Annotated in this window: 19 protein-coding genes; 17 read left to right on the top strand and 2 right to left on the bottom strand. The window is 71.0% G+C overall.

The window, feature by feature from the left end; all coding sequences use genetic code 11:
* Positions 1–47: 47 nt before the first annotated feature.
* The 6 genes from AQJ46_RS46690 to AQJ46_RS46670 all read left to right on the top strand — a co-directional run bounded on the left by AQJ46_RS46690 (position 48) and on the right by AQJ46_RS46670 (position 4,772).
* Positions 48–1,238: a hypothetical protein gene (locus AQJ46_RS46690; protein WP_159064196.1), complete on the top strand. Its 1,191-nt coding sequence runs from the start codon at positions 48–50 to the stop codon at positions 1,236–1,238.
* 775 nt (positions 1,239–2,013) lie between these two features.
* Positions 2,014–2,514: a hypothetical protein gene (locus tag AQJ46_RS46685; RefSeq protein WP_159064195.1), complete on the top strand. Its 501-nt coding sequence runs from the start codon at positions 2,014–2,016 to the stop codon at positions 2,512–2,514.
* Positions 2,511–3,056 carry a hypothetical protein gene (locus tag AQJ46_RS46680; protein ID WP_059211433.1) on the top strand — a complete coding sequence of 182 codons (546 nt, stop codon included), beginning with the start codon at positions 2,511–2,513 and terminating at the stop codon, positions 3,054–3,056. The genes AQJ46_RS46685 and AQJ46_RS46680 overlap by 4 nt, the downstream gene beginning before the upstream one ends.
* Positions 3,056–3,187: a hypothetical protein gene (locus AQJ46_RS58640; protein ID WP_263972915.1), complete on the top strand. Its 132-nt coding sequence runs from the start codon at positions 3,056–3,058 to the stop codon at positions 3,185–3,187. The genes AQJ46_RS46680 and AQJ46_RS58640 overlap by 1 nt, the downstream gene beginning before the upstream one ends.
* Complete coding sequence (locus AQJ46_RS46675) at positions 3,184–3,666, top strand: hypothetical protein (protein ID WP_059211432.1); 483 nt, start codon at positions 3,184–3,186, stop codon at positions 3,664–3,666. The genes AQJ46_RS58640 and AQJ46_RS46675 overlap by 4 nt, the downstream gene beginning before the upstream one ends.
* A 137-nt stretch (positions 3,667–3,803) precedes the next feature.
* Positions 3,804–4,772: a hypothetical protein gene (locus tag AQJ46_RS46670; RefSeq protein WP_159064194.1), complete on the top strand. Its 969-nt coding sequence runs from the start codon at positions 3,804–3,806 to the stop codon at positions 4,770–4,772.
* Positions 4,773–4,932: 160 nt separating this feature from the next.
* On the opposite strand, the gene AQJ46_RS57990 is transcribed toward AQJ46_RS46670, so the two are convergent.
* Positions 4,933–5,172: a hypothetical protein gene (locus AQJ46_RS57990; protein WP_225887614.1), complete on the bottom strand. Its 240-nt coding sequence runs from the start codon at positions 5,170–5,172 to the stop codon at positions 4,933–4,935.
* A 106-nt stretch (positions 5,173–5,278) separates the two neighbouring features.
* Here AQJ46_RS57990 and AQJ46_RS57985 point away from each other — a divergent pair, with 106 nt between their 5' ends.
* On the top strand, positions 5,279–5,572 hold the full coding sequence (locus AQJ46_RS57985; protein WP_225887613.1) for a hypothetical protein: 294 nt from the start codon (positions 5,279–5,281) through the stop codon (positions 5,570–5,572).
* 167 nt (positions 5,573–5,739) lie between these two features.
* Here AQJ46_RS57985 and AQJ46_RS46660 read toward each other — a convergent pair whose 3' ends face one another.
* Positions 5,740–6,324: an Erv1/Alr family FAD-linked sulfhydryl oxidase gene (locus AQJ46_RS46660; protein WP_059211430.1), complete on the bottom strand. Its 585-nt coding sequence runs from the start codon at positions 6,322–6,324 to the stop codon at positions 5,740–5,742.
* Between the two features lie 301 nt (positions 6,325–6,625).
* On the opposite strand from AQJ46_RS46660, the gene AQJ46_RS46655 reads away from it, so the two are divergent.
* The 10 genes from AQJ46_RS46655 (at position 6,626) to AQJ46_RS46610 (ending at position 15,768) form a co-directional block, all read left to right on the top strand.
* Entirely contained in the window at positions 6,626–7,723 is a 1,098-nt protein-coding gene (locus AQJ46_RS46655) for a hypothetical protein (protein WP_059211429.1), read from the top strand.
* Positions 7,716–8,027, top strand: a complete 312-nt coding sequence (locus tag AQJ46_RS46650; RefSeq protein ID WP_059211428.1) for a hypothetical protein — start codon at positions 7,716–7,718, stop codon at positions 8,025–8,027. The genes AQJ46_RS46655 and AQJ46_RS46650 overlap by 8 nt, the downstream gene beginning before the upstream one ends.
* A 594-nt stretch (positions 8,028–8,621) precedes the next feature.
* The gene (locus AQJ46_RS55805; protein ID WP_059211427.1) at positions 8,622–9,128 is read left to right on the top strand and encodes a helix-turn-helix transcriptional regulator; all 507 of its coding nucleotides are present in this window, start codon (positions 8,622–8,624) and stop codon (positions 9,126–9,128) included.
* A gap of 135 nt (positions 9,129–9,263) precedes the next feature.
* Positions 9,264–9,863 (top strand): hypothetical protein, encoded by a 600-nt coding sequence (locus AQJ46_RS46640; protein WP_059211426.1) that lies wholly within the window; start codon positions 9,264–9,266, stop codon positions 9,861–9,863.
* A complete protein-coding gene (locus tag AQJ46_RS46635) occupies positions 9,857–10,876 on the top strand; it encodes a hypothetical protein (protein ID WP_059211425.1) in 1,020 nt (339 codons plus the stop codon). Before AQJ46_RS46640 ends, AQJ46_RS46635 begins: the two co-directional genes overlap by 7 nt.
* 28 nt (positions 10,877–10,904) lie before the next feature.
* Positions 10,905–11,585 carry an SAF domain-containing protein gene (locus AQJ46_RS46630; RefSeq protein WP_059211424.1) on the top strand — a complete coding sequence of 227 codons (681 nt, stop codon included), beginning with the start codon at positions 10,905–10,907 and terminating at the stop codon, positions 11,583–11,585.
* A gap of 6 nt (positions 11,586–11,591) precedes the next feature.
* A complete protein-coding gene (locus AQJ46_RS46625) occupies positions 11,592–12,440 on the top strand; it encodes a P-loop NTPase family protein (RefSeq protein WP_059211423.1) in 849 nt (282 codons plus the stop codon).
* The gene (locus AQJ46_RS46620; RefSeq protein ID WP_059211422.1) at positions 12,437–13,978 is read left to right on the top strand and encodes a CpaF family protein; all 1,542 of its coding nucleotides are present in this window, start codon (positions 12,437–12,439) and stop codon (positions 13,976–13,978) included. The genes AQJ46_RS46625 and AQJ46_RS46620 overlap by 4 nt, the downstream gene beginning before the upstream one ends.
* Positions 13,979–14,875, top strand: coding sequence for a type II secretion system F family protein (locus AQJ46_RS46615; protein WP_059211421.1), 897 nt, complete (start codon positions 13,979–13,981; stop codon positions 14,873–14,875). It abuts the gene before it with no gap.
* Entirely contained in the window at positions 14,872–15,768 is an 897-nt protein-coding gene (locus AQJ46_RS46610; RefSeq protein ID WP_059211420.1) for a hypothetical protein, read from the top strand. Before AQJ46_RS46615 ends, AQJ46_RS46610 begins: the two co-directional genes overlap by 4 nt.
* Positions 15,769–15,778 lie beyond the last annotated feature (10 nt).

Raw genomic sequence — 15,778 nt, 5'->3', positions numbered from 1 at the left:
GTGCCAGGCACCCAGGGCGAACCCGCGCGCACCCGAGGAGGTTCACGGTGGCCAAGGCGGCCAGGCCGTCGGCGCGAATGCGCCGGGCCCAGGAGACGAATAACGCGGTAGAACGCATCCTCGCGAGCACGAACCGGCTGTGGGCTGACCTGAGCCCCATTCCCGGCGCCCAGGAGAACGTCAGGCGGATGCGGCGCGGCGAACCGAGCGGGTGGTCCCACGCCGTCCGGGCACAGGTCCCCCGGGACGACCTGGTGTCGCTGACGGATCACATCGCGCGGTACGCCGTGGTGGACCTGTGGCGCCACCAGGGACGCATCGCCTACGACATCAATCCGGAGATGGCCGCCGCCCTCTACCGAGCCGATCTCAAGGGGAAGTTGCCGGGCGGGCTGTTCCAGCGGCTGCCGCACATCAGCCCGATGGTGCCGCTCCCGCGCCCGTGGCCGTTTCGCTCGACCAACGGGCGTGAGGGTCTGATCCGTGCGTACTTCCTGACCGGGCACATCGGGCAGTCGTTCTGTCCCACCACCGACAAGCGGTCGGAGGGGCTGGTGGTCATGCCGTGGATCGAGTGGAGCGACCCCGGGCCCGACGAGTACAACGACGCCGTCACGCCGCTGTTCCGGCTGCCCTCCACCGAGGAGCCGTTCACCCTGGACGACGTCATCGACCAGACGAACGCCTGGCACGGCACCACCACGAACGGTACAGAGAAGAAGATGGTGCGCCAGATCCTGTCGGGCCTGATGTCGGTGATGACGTACCTGTGCTGCGACAACCGGGACGTGCAGGAGCCGCCGCCCGCACCGGCGGTCAAGGGCAAGAAGCGGCAGGCACCCACGCGTGATCCGTTCTATGTGCGGGTGGGGTGGCACATCGGCCCCCAGCTCCACGCAAACCGCGTCCGTGCCCAGCAGCAGAGCGCACGCGACGGGGTGTCAGTGCCAACGGGGGCGGAGTACGGGCCTCAGCACCGCGTTGGGCACTACAAGGTCGTCCACCACGGGCCGCGCAAGTCCCTGGAGTCCCTCCGTTGGGTCGACCCGTACTGGACGAAGCGGGAACTGCTGAAGGAGGGCCAGGAGCCGGGCACCGGGGTGATCCCGGTGAATCCACAGCAGAAGGACCCTGCCGGGCACCGCGACGTGAAGCTGGCCAACCTGGGCCGGGCGAAGGCGAAGGAGATCCGCGAGCGTGAGGCTCAGCAGGCGCGCGAAAAGGGCTGGGACTGGTGAGGCGAGGAACGGGCGGCCGCCCGGGTCGGATGGCGCACCGCCTGCGCGGGTTTCCGCATCGGCACGGACCGCAGGTCGTGCTCACCCCCTCCGCCATGCCCTGCTGGGGTACACCGCCTGCCGCGGCCAATACTGATCCGATGACGCCCGTCGCCGCCGTGGACAAGTGGCGGCACGGTCCCGCTCCCCCGTCGCAATCCCAAGGCCCCTCACACTTCAGAGAATTGCGTATTTATTTTTAGTAATGTATCTTGTTCGCGGTGGGGCTGTCCCCGGCGACGTCGGCCTGAGGGAGTGTCAGGCCACAGTGAGGAGAGCAGACATGAACCGCAGCACCGCCGTACGTGCAGCGTGGACGGCTTGGGCGTGGCGTTTCGGACTCCCGAGTGCTGCCGTGGCTCTTGGGAGCGTGTGGTTTATCGAGCCCAGCACCCCGGTCGCTGCCGGCGTAGTCGTCGGCGTGGCGATCACCGCGCTATTCGTTTTCTGCCTCACGATGCCCCGTCACCAGGGCAGCCGCGGCCGAAGGAACCCGTAACCCGCAACAACGCCCCGTACACCCGTCCGGCCGACGCCCGGTCCGGGGAACACGCGGACTCCCCCGGACACGCGCGGGAGCCGGGCCGAAGCCCGCTGGCGGCCTGCCGCCAGGCAACGCATCGACGAGGTGTTGAGCCCGGATCCGTCAACTGGTCCGGACAGTGACCGGCAAGGCTGCGCCGCCCGAGACGACGGGCCCCCTCCACGACGCCCACCCGACCCAAGGGAGCTCCGAGTGAGCCAGATCCATTCCTGTGACTCGTGCGGGCAGGACTCCGCATCCGTTCGGCGTGTGCGCTGCATGCGCTGCGAGGGCCTGGTGCACGCCGGGTGCCGGGACATCACACGCACTTGCTACGGCTGCCGCTGGAAGCAGGCCCGCGAGGGCGGCATCGCGGACGGCATGCTCACTCCCGCCTCGGCCGGGCCGGAGCCCTTCGCCTCCAACCCGCCCGCCACCGTCTCCGCCGGCCTCCCGGTCCCCGCGGTCGCCACCCTGGAAGACCGCGACGGCACCAGCGCCAACGAGGTGCGTGTCCTCACGGAGGCCGTCTGGGCCGGTTGGCGTATCACCCAGCGCGAGGAGCTCGGCGGAACCGTGATGCTGCGCAAGCACGGCCGCGGGTACCTCCGGCTCACCTTCGCCGTCAACGGCCGCATCGTCCACGCCACGACGCAACGCAAATACCTCGACCCCACCACCACCCGCATCGCCCGCTACCTGGAGCAGAAATGACCACCGGCACCGTGCCGCCGCCCATCAAGCCCCGCACGTTGATGCGCGCCACGGGCTTCGACGGCTACGTCACCTCCGACGGACGGTACGAACTGCGCCCCGCCCGGTACGGCACCGACCGGCGCGTCCGCTTCTGGAAGGGCAAGGACCTCCGCGGGACATTCCCGGCCGGCCGCAGCGAGCAGGACTTTCCGTCCCTGGACTCCTTCCGCCACCAGTACTGCGCGCCGGGCGGCCGCGTCCCGTGGATCGTCTGCGACATGGACGACGGAGTCGTGCGCGTCCAAGCCTCCCGCGACGAGGCGGCCGACTGGTGCTCCGGCCTGCTCGAGGGCGCCCCGGTCCGCAGGCGGCACCACTACGGAGAGGGCTGCTACGAGTACGTGTTCGGGAACCGAGGAGAGGACGAGGAGTCGTTCTTCGTCCTCCGCGCCGATGCGGCGCACCGGCGCGGCTTCGACGCCGCGCAGCAGCCGCAATATCCGCACCCGGACGAGCCCTACGAACAGGTCGCCCGTCCCAACGGCAAGGAGAACAGCTGATGCCCGCCCTGGTGGACAGCCGACGGGCGCAGGCCGGATGCGGCGAGCACCTCGTCGCCCACCAGCCGGCGGCAGCCGGCCGGTCCGGTCCGGGCGCCACGACCGTCACCAGTGCGGCGGAGGCCCGGTGAACGCGCACGAGTTCGAGACCTTCCTCAAGAGTCTGGTGGAGCAGGACCCGTCCGCTGTCGTCGGCGTCGCCACCTTCTCCGAGGCCGGCTACACCGTCAGCCGGGTCGGCCTGCGGATGACGCTGCCGACCGGGGCGACGATCTACCTCCAGATCGTCAGCTCTGGCCAGCCGCGGCCGTCCGCAGACCCGCTGGGTCCGCCTCCGCCTGCCACTCCGCCGGTGATGCTTCCGGCTCACGGCACAACGGCGCTGGCCGCGGTCGAGGAGTACCTCGCCGCTGTACTGACCGGCAGTCAGGACCGGCGGATCCGTGACGTGGAGGTCTACGGCGCCCGGCCGGTACGAGGAGCCGTCCCGTACGGGCTCAAGGTCACATTCCACTCCGGGGCCCGCATCTCGTGCTACGTCGCCCACGCCCTGCGCCCGGGTGTGAGCGAGCCAGGACCCCGGCGCTTCCCGTCCATCCGCACGATCTGAGTACACCGAGGCCGGGCGCCCTTCGTGCACGATCACGTTCAGCCAAGATCAACCGCTGACGCGGTTCCGTCGGAACTCGCTTTGGCATGATCCCTGTTGAAGGACTACTTCGAGACCGAGAGGCTGCCATGCCGACCATGCGTAAGAGCAAAGCCGCTGCACTGGCCGTGCTGACAGCGTTGCTGGCGGTCGGCTGCTCGTCGAACACCTCCTCCGCACCCGAAGCCTCGCGGACCTCCGCCGCGGCCGACCAGGTGGGCGCGCTTCCCGAGGGGATAGCCGCGATCGGCAGCTCGGTGACGGTGGCGGACGAATCCTGGAAGTTGTCACTGGAGCCGTTCGAGAAGACGGAACCCACCTCGTCGGCCCAGGACGTGCCCACGGGATGGCAGACGCTCCGGACGAAGGCCGTGTTCACCAACACCGGCCCGGAGATCGCGCTGCTCCCGGACACCACGGTGACCGTGCGCTACGGCGACCTGGGACGGCCGGCGGTGCTGTTCCACGACACCGGGCTGAGCGGACTGCCGGACCCCGATGAGGACACGAAGGTCAAGCCCGGCGCCCGCTTCACCGCCGACCTCGGAATCGCCGTTCCCGCGCAGGCGGCCGGGCAGCGGGCCACCGTGACCGCCGAGACCACCGAAGAGGGGCTGGCCCAGGCCGAGGCGGTCTTCTTCGAAGGGTCCCTGCCCGGCACCGCCCAGGCCTCGTCCGACCCGTCGCCCACGGCCCCGTCGTCCGCCGGAGCCGTGCTGCCGCTGGGCTCCTGGTACGACAAGCGGCTGAGGATCTCGGCGCTCACCCTCAACGCCACCGAGAACGGCCGGCGGTCGGCCACGCTGGACCTGACCGTCGTCAACGACCAGCCCGAGTCGAAGCCGGGCCTGGACGTCACCGTGCGCGTGCTGACGGGAGACGACCTGGCCCTGGCCGCCACGGCCCGGCCGGTACTGGACTACGCGGACGCGCCCATCGCACCGCGCCGGACCGCGACCCAGACCGTCCAGCTGCAGCTGCCGGCCACCGCCGTACCCGGCCCGGTCACCGTCGAGGCCGTCGAACGTGACGGCACCCGCGCCACGTTCGACGGCCAGGCCAAGTGACCTCCCCCCTATCCGGGCAGGCCTGAGCCGAAGGCACACCTGGCGGATCGGGAGCGGGCAGGATGAGGGCATGGAGAACGAGGAGCCGCTGTCCGGCGGGCGGATCACCCCTGGTGTGGTCAAGGCCGGTGACACCGTCCGGCGGCCGACGACCCCGGCCTCACCGTTCGTGGCGCAGCTGCTCGGCCACCTGCAGCGGCAGGGCTTCACCGGCGCCCCTCGCCACCTCGGTGTCGACGAGGCCGGCCGCGATGTACTCAGCTACGTGCCCGGCCGGGTCCCCGCGCGCTTCCAGCGCTGGAGCGACCTCCAGATCGCCACGGCTGGCGCCTTGCTCCGCGCCCTGCACGACGCCACCCGGGGCAGCCACCTGGCCGGGCACCACCCAGTGATCTGCCACCACGACCCGGGTCCGAACAACGCGGTGTTCCAAGACGAGGTGCCGGTCGCGCTCATCGACTGGGACACCGCCGCCCCCCGGCGAGCCTCTGGAGGACCTGGGCTACATGGCGTGGACCTGGGCCGTGTCGTCGCGGGAGGACGCGCCGCCGGCCGCGGCCCAGGCCCTGCAGGTCCGTGTCCTGGCGGACGCCTACGGGCTCGACGCCAAGGACCGTGCCCGACTCGTCGACGCCATGCTCGACCGGCAGGAACGCAACGCCCGCTGGTGGAGCAGCCAGATGACGCGTCCCGGCCCGCAACTCGCCGAACCCCACCAGATCACCGAGCGCATCCGCTGGTCCGAGCGGGAGTACGCCTACACCGCGGCTCACCGCACGGACTTCACCGCCGCCCTGTAAGAGCGGGTCGGACGACCGGGTTCCGACCAGGGTGTCCGTTGCCGTCGAAGGTGGACCGAACCCGGATTGTGACAGCGGAGATTGACCGCCGCAGGGACGGGATTCTGCGCGAGCGTGATGTGGCAGCCGGAAGTGCTCAGGGCCCGGCCGCCGCGGCGCGGGTGGTCTCAGTCAACCTGCGGGGTGAGGGTGATGACGACTTCCGAGCCGACGAACTGCCTTGTGAGGGAGTAGTCCTGGGCGTCCTCCTCGTCGCCGGGCGTATAGGCGCCGGTCAGGGAGCCGAACAGAACCGGATCGGCTGGCTCTGCGATCAGCACCTGAAGAGCCCGCTCCGCGGCGGGCTGGAGGGCGTGCCGGTCCAGACGCTGGCAGACCTCGTGCAGATCAGTGAGTTCGCGTACCTCGAAGCCGTGCTGGAAAGTGCTGTTGGAGTAGGCCCGTGCCAGCTGTCGGAAGGCGGGGTCGCCACGCTCCAGCATCTCCATGGGCAGGTCGTTGAAGACCTCCATCACGTGTGTGCAGGCCCACAGGGCCAGCGCGGCCACCTGTCCCGGGTCTCGGCCCAGTTGCTCCAGCAGGTCCTCGCGGCAGACATCGCAGCCGTCCTGGGCGGCCCCGTACAACCGGGCCACCGCACTGCTGTCCACGTCCAGGGCGCGACCCTGACCGTTCAGCCAGGTCGGGTCGTAAGGAGCCGGACTGCCCAACTCGCGGGCAATATCACGCTCATGGCGATGGTCAACGTTCACGGCTCGCTCGCTCCCCTGGGACAGGACACACGTGTACCCATCTGAGCGTCCCCGCCCTGTGCGCTCCGGAACGGCGCCGACCACAACCAACCGGAAGGCGAGCGCATCCCTTCACTTCAGCCAGAAGTCGAGTGAAAGCGAACGGAGATCGACCGCTTCTGGTCGCAGAGCGGTCCGCCCGGCGCCGACCTGCGACGGTGCCTGGGCAAGAAGTCCGGCTTCCGGTGTCACACGGATCCCCGAATTGGCACCCCTATGTGATGACGCGCACCCCACACCGTCTTCACGAGGAGCCTCCACCATGCCGGGTCATTTCTCGTTCCACGCCACCGCCCCCGCCGACGCCCGCGCGAGCCACGTTCCGCCGGAGAGCGCCCAACTGGACCTGTGGCCGCTTCCGTTCGGCGGGGACCGCCAACGGTGGGACCGCGAGCGGCGGATAGCGGTCCGCCGGCACGCCGAGGCACTGGCGGCCCACCCCGACATGAGTTTCAACGCCCTTCACCACCTCGGGCAGCCCCTGGAGAACACGGGACGCGGGTGGATCCGGTGGGAGTGCCCGTCGGGCCGCGCCGACCTGGAAGACGCCTACCCCGCCGAGATCGGTGTCTTCGCTCCCCTGGGCATCGGCGGCTGGCGGACGTTCCTGGCCCGCGCGGTGTGGGGGCGTCAGCCGGCCCCTCAGGTGCGCCGCGCCAACGGCTGGGAGCTGCCCGTGAGTCTCAGCGTGGTCCGGCTTGGGGTCTTCCTGCTGACCCTGCTGTTCACCGGACCACTCCTGGCTCGCCACGTCCCCGGCGGGCACGGCCTGCTGTGGGCAGCGGTCTGTGGGATCGCGCTGGCGTGGGGCGTGCCCGCCGGCGCGGCAGCGGCGGCGCGGCAGCAGGTCAGGATCGTCAGCGGCGACCTCCCGGAGGTCTTCCGGGTCTGCCGTCTGCTCACCACCCAGCAGATGATCGAGCGGGCGGCCGCGGCAGCGCCGAGCCCGGAGCTGGAGCGTGCGCACTCGCTCGGGCACCGGTACCTGTGGGACGCCGTCGGCCTGGTGGCGGCCGCTGCCGAGGGGAACCCCGAAGCGCCCGCGCTGCTGAAGGACTACGAGGACAGCTACCGGCACCTGGCCGTCTCGGCGGTGGCGGCCGTGCGCAGCAGGGCCCTGCTGGAGGGGGACTTGAGCAGGGATGCCGGGCCGCGGCCCGTGCGAGGGGCCGACAGGAGGGCGTACCAGGGCACGCGTCAGGAGCGCCTCGTCCAGCAGGCCGCGCCGGTCGGGGTGCTCGACGACGTCGCGGACGAGCTGGCGAACCTGGCCGCCGGGCTGCGGTACGCCCGGACCGCCGTGGCCCGGGCTGGCGACCCGACCGCCGTCGTCCTGTGGGCGGGTGAAGCGCATGCGTAGCGAGGTCCCTGTCCGCCAGGCCGGGCGGCCGGCCGTCGCCCAGCCGCTCGCGCGCGGCGTCCTGTGGTCCGTGCTGGCGATGAGCTGTGCGGGAACCGTCGTCACGGCCGCTTACCTGCCTGCTCCGTGGGGACGGCTGGTCGTCGTCCCCGGCGCGCTCGGGGCGTTGATCGCCGCCGCGTGCGCCCTGTTCCACATCGCTGTGGGCGTCACCGGCTGCCTCACTGCCGTGGGCGGGGCCGCGCGCCGCAGCGTTCGCGGCAGCGACCAGCCCGCGGGCCCCGATGTTGTGGAGAAGACGTGATGTCACCCACAGTTGTGGGTCCTTACAGACAGGCGTGGGCACTCGCGCCCGGGCAGCCGCATCGCGTGCGCGGGGTGGCCGATGGCCGACCGATGCCCTTGACGACCTGGCGGGTTGACCGAGCGAGGGTGCGGAGCGGGGGCGCAACGGCAGAGCCGACAGGATTCACATTCCGGGATCTTGGAGCCGTAGATGACAAGTGTGGACAAACAAGAAAAGAGCGGAAGTTGCCGCTGCGAATGGATCTTGACGTGCGGAAACGCCCGTGTCAGGGTCGGGTAAGTTACCGCTCAGAATCAGTCAAGGAACGACTGGTTGGGGACTTTGGCGCAGCGGGAGGGGGGACGCCGATGCCGGGCCCGGGGCCGACGGCTGCCGCCTTCTACGGCGCGCCCGCCCGGAACGACCGGTTCGGGGTTCACCCTGGCGTCACAGGAATCCTGTGCGTCGACTGTGCGATCGCTATCCTCCCGTCCGTCAGACCATCGGACGAGGCACCCGTCTGCGCCGCCCCGCCAACTCGGTTCCGGGCCGCCGGCGGCCGGGGGACAGCAGCGACGCCTGCGGGGACAGAACAGGGGAGGTGGGGCCCGGGTGGCCGGCCGCGGCATCACCGACTTCGACCCCGCGGCGCTGGTATGCCTGCGCACCTCCGCACGTCTGTCCCAGCCCGCTCTGGCGGCTCTCGCACGGGCATACGGGGCGAGGATCGGACCGACCCACATCTGCCTGTACGAACAGGGGCGCCGACGGCCTCAGTTGAGCACCGTCCGGGCCCTGGCGGCCGCGCTGGGCATCGAGGTCTCGGCCCTGCTCAAGGCCGAGGCGTCCGAGGACGTGGTCCGGCTACGCCTGGCCGCGGGTCTGACCCAGCGCGAGGTGGCCGTCCTGCTGGGCATAGCCGCCAGCCGCTGGTCCCGGGTCGAGCGCGGACGGTCCCGTCTGGAGGACGGACTGATCCCCAAGGCCGCCCACGTGTTGGGCACACGGGTCCCCCGGCTGCGCCGGGCCCTGAAGTCGGCACGCACGGGCCTTTCCGGCCGACGGCCGGCCGCCTCACCCGGCGAAAACACCGTGACTGCTGTATCGCCTGCGGCGTAGGCTCGCTACCCCTCCGGTCTCGCCGGGGCCAGCAGACCGCACCGCGTACGACAGGCCGAACGGCGCCCCGGGCGCCGTCGCCGCGAGGCTAACTCCCGTTAATCCGAGTGCTCCTGACCACACATTGAGGGGGATATGACCGTGGCACACCCGCTCCGCACTGGTCGGCGCCGGCATCGTCTTCGCGGGACCGCCGGCGCCGTCGCGCTGCTCGCCGCCACCGCCCTGCTGGCCGGCTGCTCATCCAGCGACGACTCCAAGACCGCCTCCAGCGCCAGCCCGTCCCCGACGGCATCGGCCACTCCGTCCCCGGACCCCAGCCAGGAGGCCACGGACGAGATCCTGGCCGTCTACCGGGGGATGTGGAAGGAGACGGCCAAGATCTACGGCTCCGGCTCGTTCAAGGGCACGGAGCTGACCAAGTACGCCGGCGACAAGGCGCTGGCGAAGGTGCGCGTCGCCGCGATCTACTACCAGGACAACGACCTGGTGGTGAAGGGCGAGCCGAAGCTGTCGCCGAAGGTCACCGCGCTCTCGATCGGCACGGACCCGAAGACGGCCACGGTCGTGGACTGCGTGGACAGCACCAACTTCGTGCCCGAGAACAAGAAGACCGGCAAGAAGTCGGAGCTCGAGGGCGACAACCGCCGTCACACGCAGACGTCCAAGGTCCAGTGGACCGGCAGGCAGTGGCTGATCATCGACTCCACGATAGACAAGGACAGCACATGCTGAGCGCGAGCAGACCGCTCGCGGTCACGGGCGCTGTCCTGGCCGCGATACTCCTGGCCGCCACGGTGCCCGGCGGCGCCGCGCTCGCCGACGGCGACCCGAGCGGCGGGGTGACCTGCCCCGAACTCGTCCCGGACTGCGACATCAACGCCGGCGGAGGGGGATCCGCCGGCAGCGGCGGCTCCGGCGGCGGGGGCGGTGACTCCGCCGGCGGGGGAAGCACGGGCGGCGGTGGCAGCGCGAAGTGCGTGATCAACTGGAAGAACCCTGACGGCAAGATCGTCGGCGAGGTCCCCTGCTATCGCGAAGGCGTGGGGTGGTTCAACTCCTCGGACGAGTGCTACTGGGATCTGGTGGACCCGCAGCCGGACCCGGATTCCCCCGAGTGGGACTACATGACCGGTGCTCCCGCGGGCAAGGAGGAGCGCGCGAAGGGCAAGGTCTACAACCGCACCTGCCCCGGTCTTGGCCGGGAGCTCACCGGCGGTACGACCTGGAGCCTGAACCCGCCGCCCGGTTTCGGCGGCGGCCCCACGCCGGAGGAACTGGCCCAGGAGGCCATCAAGAAGATGCGGCTGCTCGGCGCGGACATCGGCACCGCCCCGGGCGAGGGCAAGACGGGCCTGGTCGGCATGCCCGTGTGGATCTGGAACAACAAGAGCGCCAGCACCTGGGGTCCGGTCACGGAGAGCGCGTCCGCGCCCGGCATCACCGTCACCGCGACCGCCACGGTCAAGAAGATCGTCTACGACATGGGCGACGGCGGCGCCGAGGTCTGCACCACGGCGGGCACGCCGTACAAGAAGGAGTACGGCGGCGAGGCCTCCCCCGACTGCGGTTACCGCTACACGAAGACCTCCGCCGGTCAGTCCGAGGACGCCTTCAACGTCAAGGCCACCACCACCTGGGCCATTCACTGGGAGGGCGGCGGCCAGCAGGGCGACCTGACCACCACCCGTGATTCGGCAACCGTTCAGCTGACCGTGGGCGAGGCCCAGGTCGTCGCCAAGCCGTGAACCGCTCCCGTCCGAAGGAACTTTTGGTATGAGCACCACCGCCACGAACCCGGCCCAGGACGCCGCCGGGGTGCCTGCGCCCCGGCCGCTGGTGCGCCAGCCCGTCGTCAGGCGCCGCCGCTCGAGCTGGATCGCCCTGGGCGTCGCCCTCATCGCGGTCAGCGGGGCCGGCGGCGGCTGGCTGTGGCTGGCCACCAGCGACCGCGAGGCCGTGGTCGCCGTCGCCCGCGACGTGCCGATGGGCGCGGAGCTGAAGGCCGAGGACCTCGTCGAGGCGCGCATCGCCACCGATCCGGCGCTCAAGCCGGTGCCGGCCGACGACCTGAAGAAGCTGATCGGCAAGCGGACCACGGTCGGCCTGGAGGAGGGCAGCCTGCTCACCGCCTCGTCCGTGACCGATGATCCGCTGGTCAAGGCTGGCGAGCAGCTCGTGGGCGTGACCCTCTCGCGTCTCCCGGCGACCCGTCTGGATCCCGGGCAGAAGGTCGAGGCCGTGCACACCCCGAAGGAATCGGCGGCCGCCAGCGGCGACGACGCGGACAGCAAGGCGGAGCGCCTGCAGGCCACCGTCATCCAAGTCAGCGCCGCGGACAACTCGGGCGACCGCGTGGTCGACCTGGCCGTCAACTCGATCGACGGCACCACGCTCGCCCAGTGGGCCGCCGACGACGCGGTCACCCTCGTCATCGTCCCGGATTCGGGGAGCTGACCACCGATGGCAGTGATCGCTTTCAGCGGTGCGAGCGGCGGGCCCGGAGTCACCGCGACCGCCCTGGCCGCCTTGCTCACCTGGCCGTTGCGTGACGGGCGCCGGGTCCTGCTGGCCGAGTGCGACCCGGACGGCGGGTCGGTCGCGGCGGGCTACCTCGAGTCCCGCGTTCTGGGCGACTTCGGCCTGCACCATCTGCAGGTCTCCGACCGCCGCGGCCACCTCGAGCAGGACTTCTGGCATCAGGTGATGGACCTCTCCGAGCCGGGGTCCCTCGAGCGGCTGCTGCTGCCCGGGCTCACCGACCCGGCCCAGGCTGCCGGACTGCACCAGACCTGGCCCCGGCTGGGGCAGTTCTTCGCCGACCGCCTCCAGCACCAGGAGCCCGGCCACGACGTCCTGATCGACCTCGGCCGCTCCGGCGCGACCGGCGCGGCCAACGCGGTCGCCCGCAGCGCGGACATCACCGCCGTGGTCGTACGGCGCACCCTGCGCTCCACCCACGCCGCGAAGCCGCGGGTCCAGGCGCTGCGCAAGATGCTCATGGACCACGGCCGGGAGGCCACCCGCCTCGGACTCATCGTGATCGACGACGGCCCCTACTCGCCGCGGGACATCGCGGAGAAGCTCGAGCTGCCCGTCTTCGCCGAGCTGCCCTTCGATCCCAAGGCCGCCCAGGTCCTCACCCACGGCGGCGACGGCGGCCGCGGCTTCGGCAAGTCGCAGCTGCTGCGGGCTGCCGCGGTGATGTCCGGCAAGCTCCAGAACCTGGCCGTGCAGGAGCAGCAGCGTCTGCACACGCCCGGCCTGCGTCCCCTGACCGCACTCGACCGACTGAAGGGGAGCAACGCATGACGCAGCGTGGCAGACCTCTGTACCCCGCTGCGGGGCCCGAGTCCTACCCCCTGGCCGCCCCCGCGTCCACCGCCGGCGCCGCCTCCGCGTTCTCGCCGGGCACCGCCGCGGCGCCGGTTCCGGCGGCTGGCCCCGGCCGCGCTACAGGCCTGCGCCGGCTGTGGGACTGGGGCACGGTGCGGTCGCTGCGCGACGACCTCAGCCGCCTGATGGCGCCCGAGCACGCGGCCTACAAGGAGAAGCACAAGCGTGAGATGCCGGCCGAGGACGCCGAGCAGCTCGGCTGGAGTCACATCTACGACCTCGTGGCGCGGTGGGCCGCCGACTTCGCGGCCGTGCGCCAGGTGTCGCCGACGCCCGAGGACGAGAGCAGCCTGGCCCAGGCCGTGTTCAACGCGCAGTTCGCCCACGGGCGTCTGCAGCCCTACCTCGACGACCCCGGCGTCGAGAACATCCTGATCAACGGCTGTGACCAGGTGTGGATCGACTACGCCGACCGCCCCAACCAGCTCGTCGACCCGATCGCGGAATCCGATGAGGAACTCGTCGAATTCCTGCAGATGCTCGGCCGACGCCACGGTGCCGGCGAGCGCAGTCTGTCCAAACACAAGCCCACCTTGGCGCTTCGTCTGTCGGACACCTCCCGACTGCAGGCGATGATCGAGGTCACCCACCGGCCGCACGTTGTCGTACGCAAGCAGCGCATCCGTGACGTGACGCTGGAGAAGCTGGCCGAGACCGGGACGATCGACCACAGCCTGCTGCACTTCCTCAAGGCCGCCATGGCGGCCCGGAAGAACATCATGATCAGCGGCACTCAGGGCGTGGGCAAGACGACGATGCTCATCGCGCTCGCGAGGGAGATCGACCCCCAGGAACGCGTGGGCACCCTGGAGACCGAGTACGAGCTTTTCCTGCACGAGATCGGTCACCTCCAGCAGGTCGTGCCGATGGAGGCCCGTGAGGGCAACGGCGAGCGGGTCGACGGCCGGGAAGTCGGTGAGATCGAACTCGCCGACCTCATCGCCCCGTCGCTGCGCATGATGCTGCGCCGCATGATCGTCGGAGAGGTCCGTTCCCGCGAGATCGTGCCCATGCTGCAGGCGATGTCCGCCGGTGAAGGCGGTTCGCTGTGCACGATCCACGTCAAGAGGGCCGACGCGGTGTTCTCCCGTATCGCGCAGCTGTGCATCCAGCACGGCGGCGGGATGACGCAGGAACTGGCCTACCTGACCTCGGGGATGGCGCTGGACTTCATCGTGCACATCCACATGGACGACCAGTCCGAGCGCGGCGGCCGCAAGCAGCGCTACGTCTCCCAGGTCCTGGAGGTGACCGGCGAGTTCAGCGAACTGTCCGGCGCCCCCTCGACCAACAAGATCTTCGCGCCGCGTCCCGGTGACCTGCGGGCGGTGCCGACCGGCACGCACCCGGCCTGCCTGGACGAGCTGATGCAGGTGGGCTTCAACCCCGACTGGCTGACCTCCTACACCGGTGTCGGCTCCTGGCCGGCCGCGGAACGGCGGGGGGTGGCGTAGATGGGCGTGCTGATCGCCGGAATCGTCTCCGCCGGCCTGGCCGGCGGACTGTGGCTGCTGATCGCGGGCCTTCGTGGCACGACGGCGCCCGCCGTGGCGCGCCCGGTGAAGGTCAAGCGGGCCCGCCCGCCGCAGGCCCGGCGCCGACTGCGCCTTCAGATCACCGCCGCGGCCGGCGCCGCGATGCTGGTCTGGCTGATCACGGGATGGCTTCCGTCGGCGCTGCTGGTCGCCGGCACGACCTTCTTCCTCCCGTGGCTGCTGAACCCCAACAAGGCGGCGAACGAACAGATCGAGCGCCTCGACGCGCTCGCGCAGTGGACCAAGCGCCTCTCCGACCTGGTCAAGACCGGTACCGGTATCGAGGACGCGATCGCCACCTCGGTGCGTACCGCGCCGAAGCAGATCGAGCGCGAGGTGGCCGACCTGGCGGTGCGGCTCCAGTCGCGGGTGGAGGCCCGCGATGCGCTGACCGCGTTCGCCCAGGCGCTGGGCGACCCCCGCGCCGACCTGGTGGCCGCGGCCCTGCTGCTGCGGATGAAGGACCGCGGACCGGGTCTGGCCGATGTGCTGTCCGATCTCGGCGACCGCACCAAGGACGTCGTGCGCCGCCGCCGGGACGTGGAGGCCGACCGGGCCAAGCACCGCACCACCACCCGGTGGATCTGCGCCATCACGGTGGCCGTCATCCTCGGCTTCAGCTTCAACAAGTCCTACGTCGCCCCCTACGGAACGCCGATCGGCATGGTCGTGATGGTGGTGCTGATGGCCTCGGTCATGGCCCTGTTCTGGTGGATGAGCCAGCTGGGCGCCGACAAGCCGCTGCCCGGCTTCCTCGGCGACCAGGCCGATTCCGCAGGCCGCACCGAGCAGCACGAGGAGGTGGTGGCGGTATGACCCCGCTAGCTCTCGCGATCGCGGTCGGTGCCGGCTTCGGCCTCGGCCTCTTCCTGGTCATCCGCGAGCTCTTCCCGGCCGAACCCGCCCTGGGCCCCGCCCTGGAACGGCTGCACGGCCCGGCGGTGGCTCCCGTACGCCGGGCGGACGGGCAGGCCCCGCTGCTGGAGCGCATCGGCGACCTGGTCGCCGGCCGCGTCAAGGACTGGCCCGGCATCACCGTGCCGGTGAAGAACCTGAACCTGGTCGGCGAGCGGGTCGGGGAGTTCTTCGGCGCCAAGGTGCTGCACTTCGGCGTCGGCCTGCTGCTGCCGTCGATGTTCACCCTGATCCTCGCCTTGGCCGACATCCAGCTGCCGCTCGTCCTGACCGGACTGGTCGGGCTGCTCGCGGGCGTGGGCATGTGGTTCGTTCCCGACGCCCAGCTCGCCAAGCGGGCCTCCCGGGCCCGCGCCGAGGCCACCCAGGCGATCATGGCCTACGCCGAACTCGCCGCGATGGAGCGGGTCTCCTCCTCCGGCGCCCAGGACACCCTGGAGCGGCCCGCCGAGGTCGGCTCCGGCTGGGTGTTCCGCCGGATCCAAGGTGCCCTGCTGCAGGCCCGCCTCGACCGGGTGCCCGCCTGGGAGGCCCTGCGCCGCATCGCCGAAGAACTCGACGTCCCCGCGGCCGAGGACATCGCCGACATCGTCTCCAGCGCCGGCACCGACGGCGCTGCCATCTACTCCACGCTGCGCAGCCGCGCCGAGAGCTTGGCCAACGAACAGGCCGCCGCCGACCAGGCGCGGGCGAACGCGGCCAGCGAGAGCTTGATCGTGCCGGTGACCCTGCTGTCGATGGTCCTGCTGGTGTTCTTCGGCTTCCCGGCCGTCCTGCGCATCTTCCTCGTCTGACCTTGTGAAC

It is taken from the genome of Streptomyces canus (genome assembly GCF_001514145.1).
GTDB classification, from domain to species: domain Bacteria; phylum Actinomycetota; class Actinomycetes; order Streptomycetales; family Streptomycetaceae; genus Streptomyces; species Streptomyces canus.
The sequence above is the reverse complement of the archived record's forward strand: the minus strand, read 5'-3'. Positions and strand labels throughout refer to the sequence as shown.

Coding starts and splice junctions, on each gene's coding strand:
- AQJ46_RS46630 (WP_059211424.1), top strand. CDS start 10,905: ATGAGCACCACCGCCACGAACCCGGCCCAGGACGCCGCCGGGGTGCCT.
- AQJ46_RS46620 (WP_059211422.1), top strand. CDS start 12,437: ATGACGCAGCGTGGCAGACCTCTGTACCCCGCTGCGGGGCCCGAGTCC.
- AQJ46_RS46625 (WP_059211423.1), top strand. CDS start 11,592: ATGGCAGTGATCGCTTTCAGCGGTGCGAGCGGCGGGCCCGGAGTCACC.
- AQJ46_RS46650 (WP_059211428.1), top strand. CDS start 7,716: ATGCGTAGCGAGGTCCCTGTCCGCCAGGCCGGGCGGCCGGCCGTCGCC.
- AQJ46_RS46615 (WP_059211421.1), top strand. CDS start 13,979: ATGGGCGTGCTGATCGCCGGAATCGTCTCCGCCGGCCTGGCCGGCGGA.
- AQJ46_RS46635 (WP_059211425.1), top strand. CDS start 9,857: ATGCTGAGCGCGAGCAGACCGCTCGCGGTCACGGGCGCTGTCCTGGCC.
- AQJ46_RS58640 (WP_263972915.1), top strand. CDS start 3,056: ATGCCCGCCCTGGTGGACAGCCGACGGGCGCAGGCCGGATGCGGCGAG.
- AQJ46_RS57985 (WP_225887613.1), top strand. CDS start 5,279: ATGGCGTGGACCTGGGCCGTGTCGTCGCGGGAGGACGCGCCGCCGGCC.
- AQJ46_RS46610 (WP_059211420.1), top strand. CDS start 14,872: ATGACCCCGCTAGCTCTCGCGATCGCGGTCGGTGCCGGCTTCGGCCTC.
- AQJ46_RS46640 (WP_059211426.1), top strand. CDS start 9,264: ATGACCGTGGCACACCCGCTCCGCACTGGTCGGCGCCGGCATCGTCTT.
- AQJ46_RS46655 (WP_059211429.1), top strand. CDS start 6,626: ATGCCGGGTCATTTCTCGTTCCACGCCACCGCCCCCGCCGACGCCCGC.
- AQJ46_RS46670 (WP_159064194.1), top strand. CDS start 3,804: ATGCGTAAGAGCAAAGCCGCTGCACTGGCCGTGCTGACAGCGTTGCTG.
- AQJ46_RS46680 (WP_059211433.1), top strand. CDS start 2,511: ATGACCACCGGCACCGTGCCGCCGCCCATCAAGCCCCGCACGTTGATG.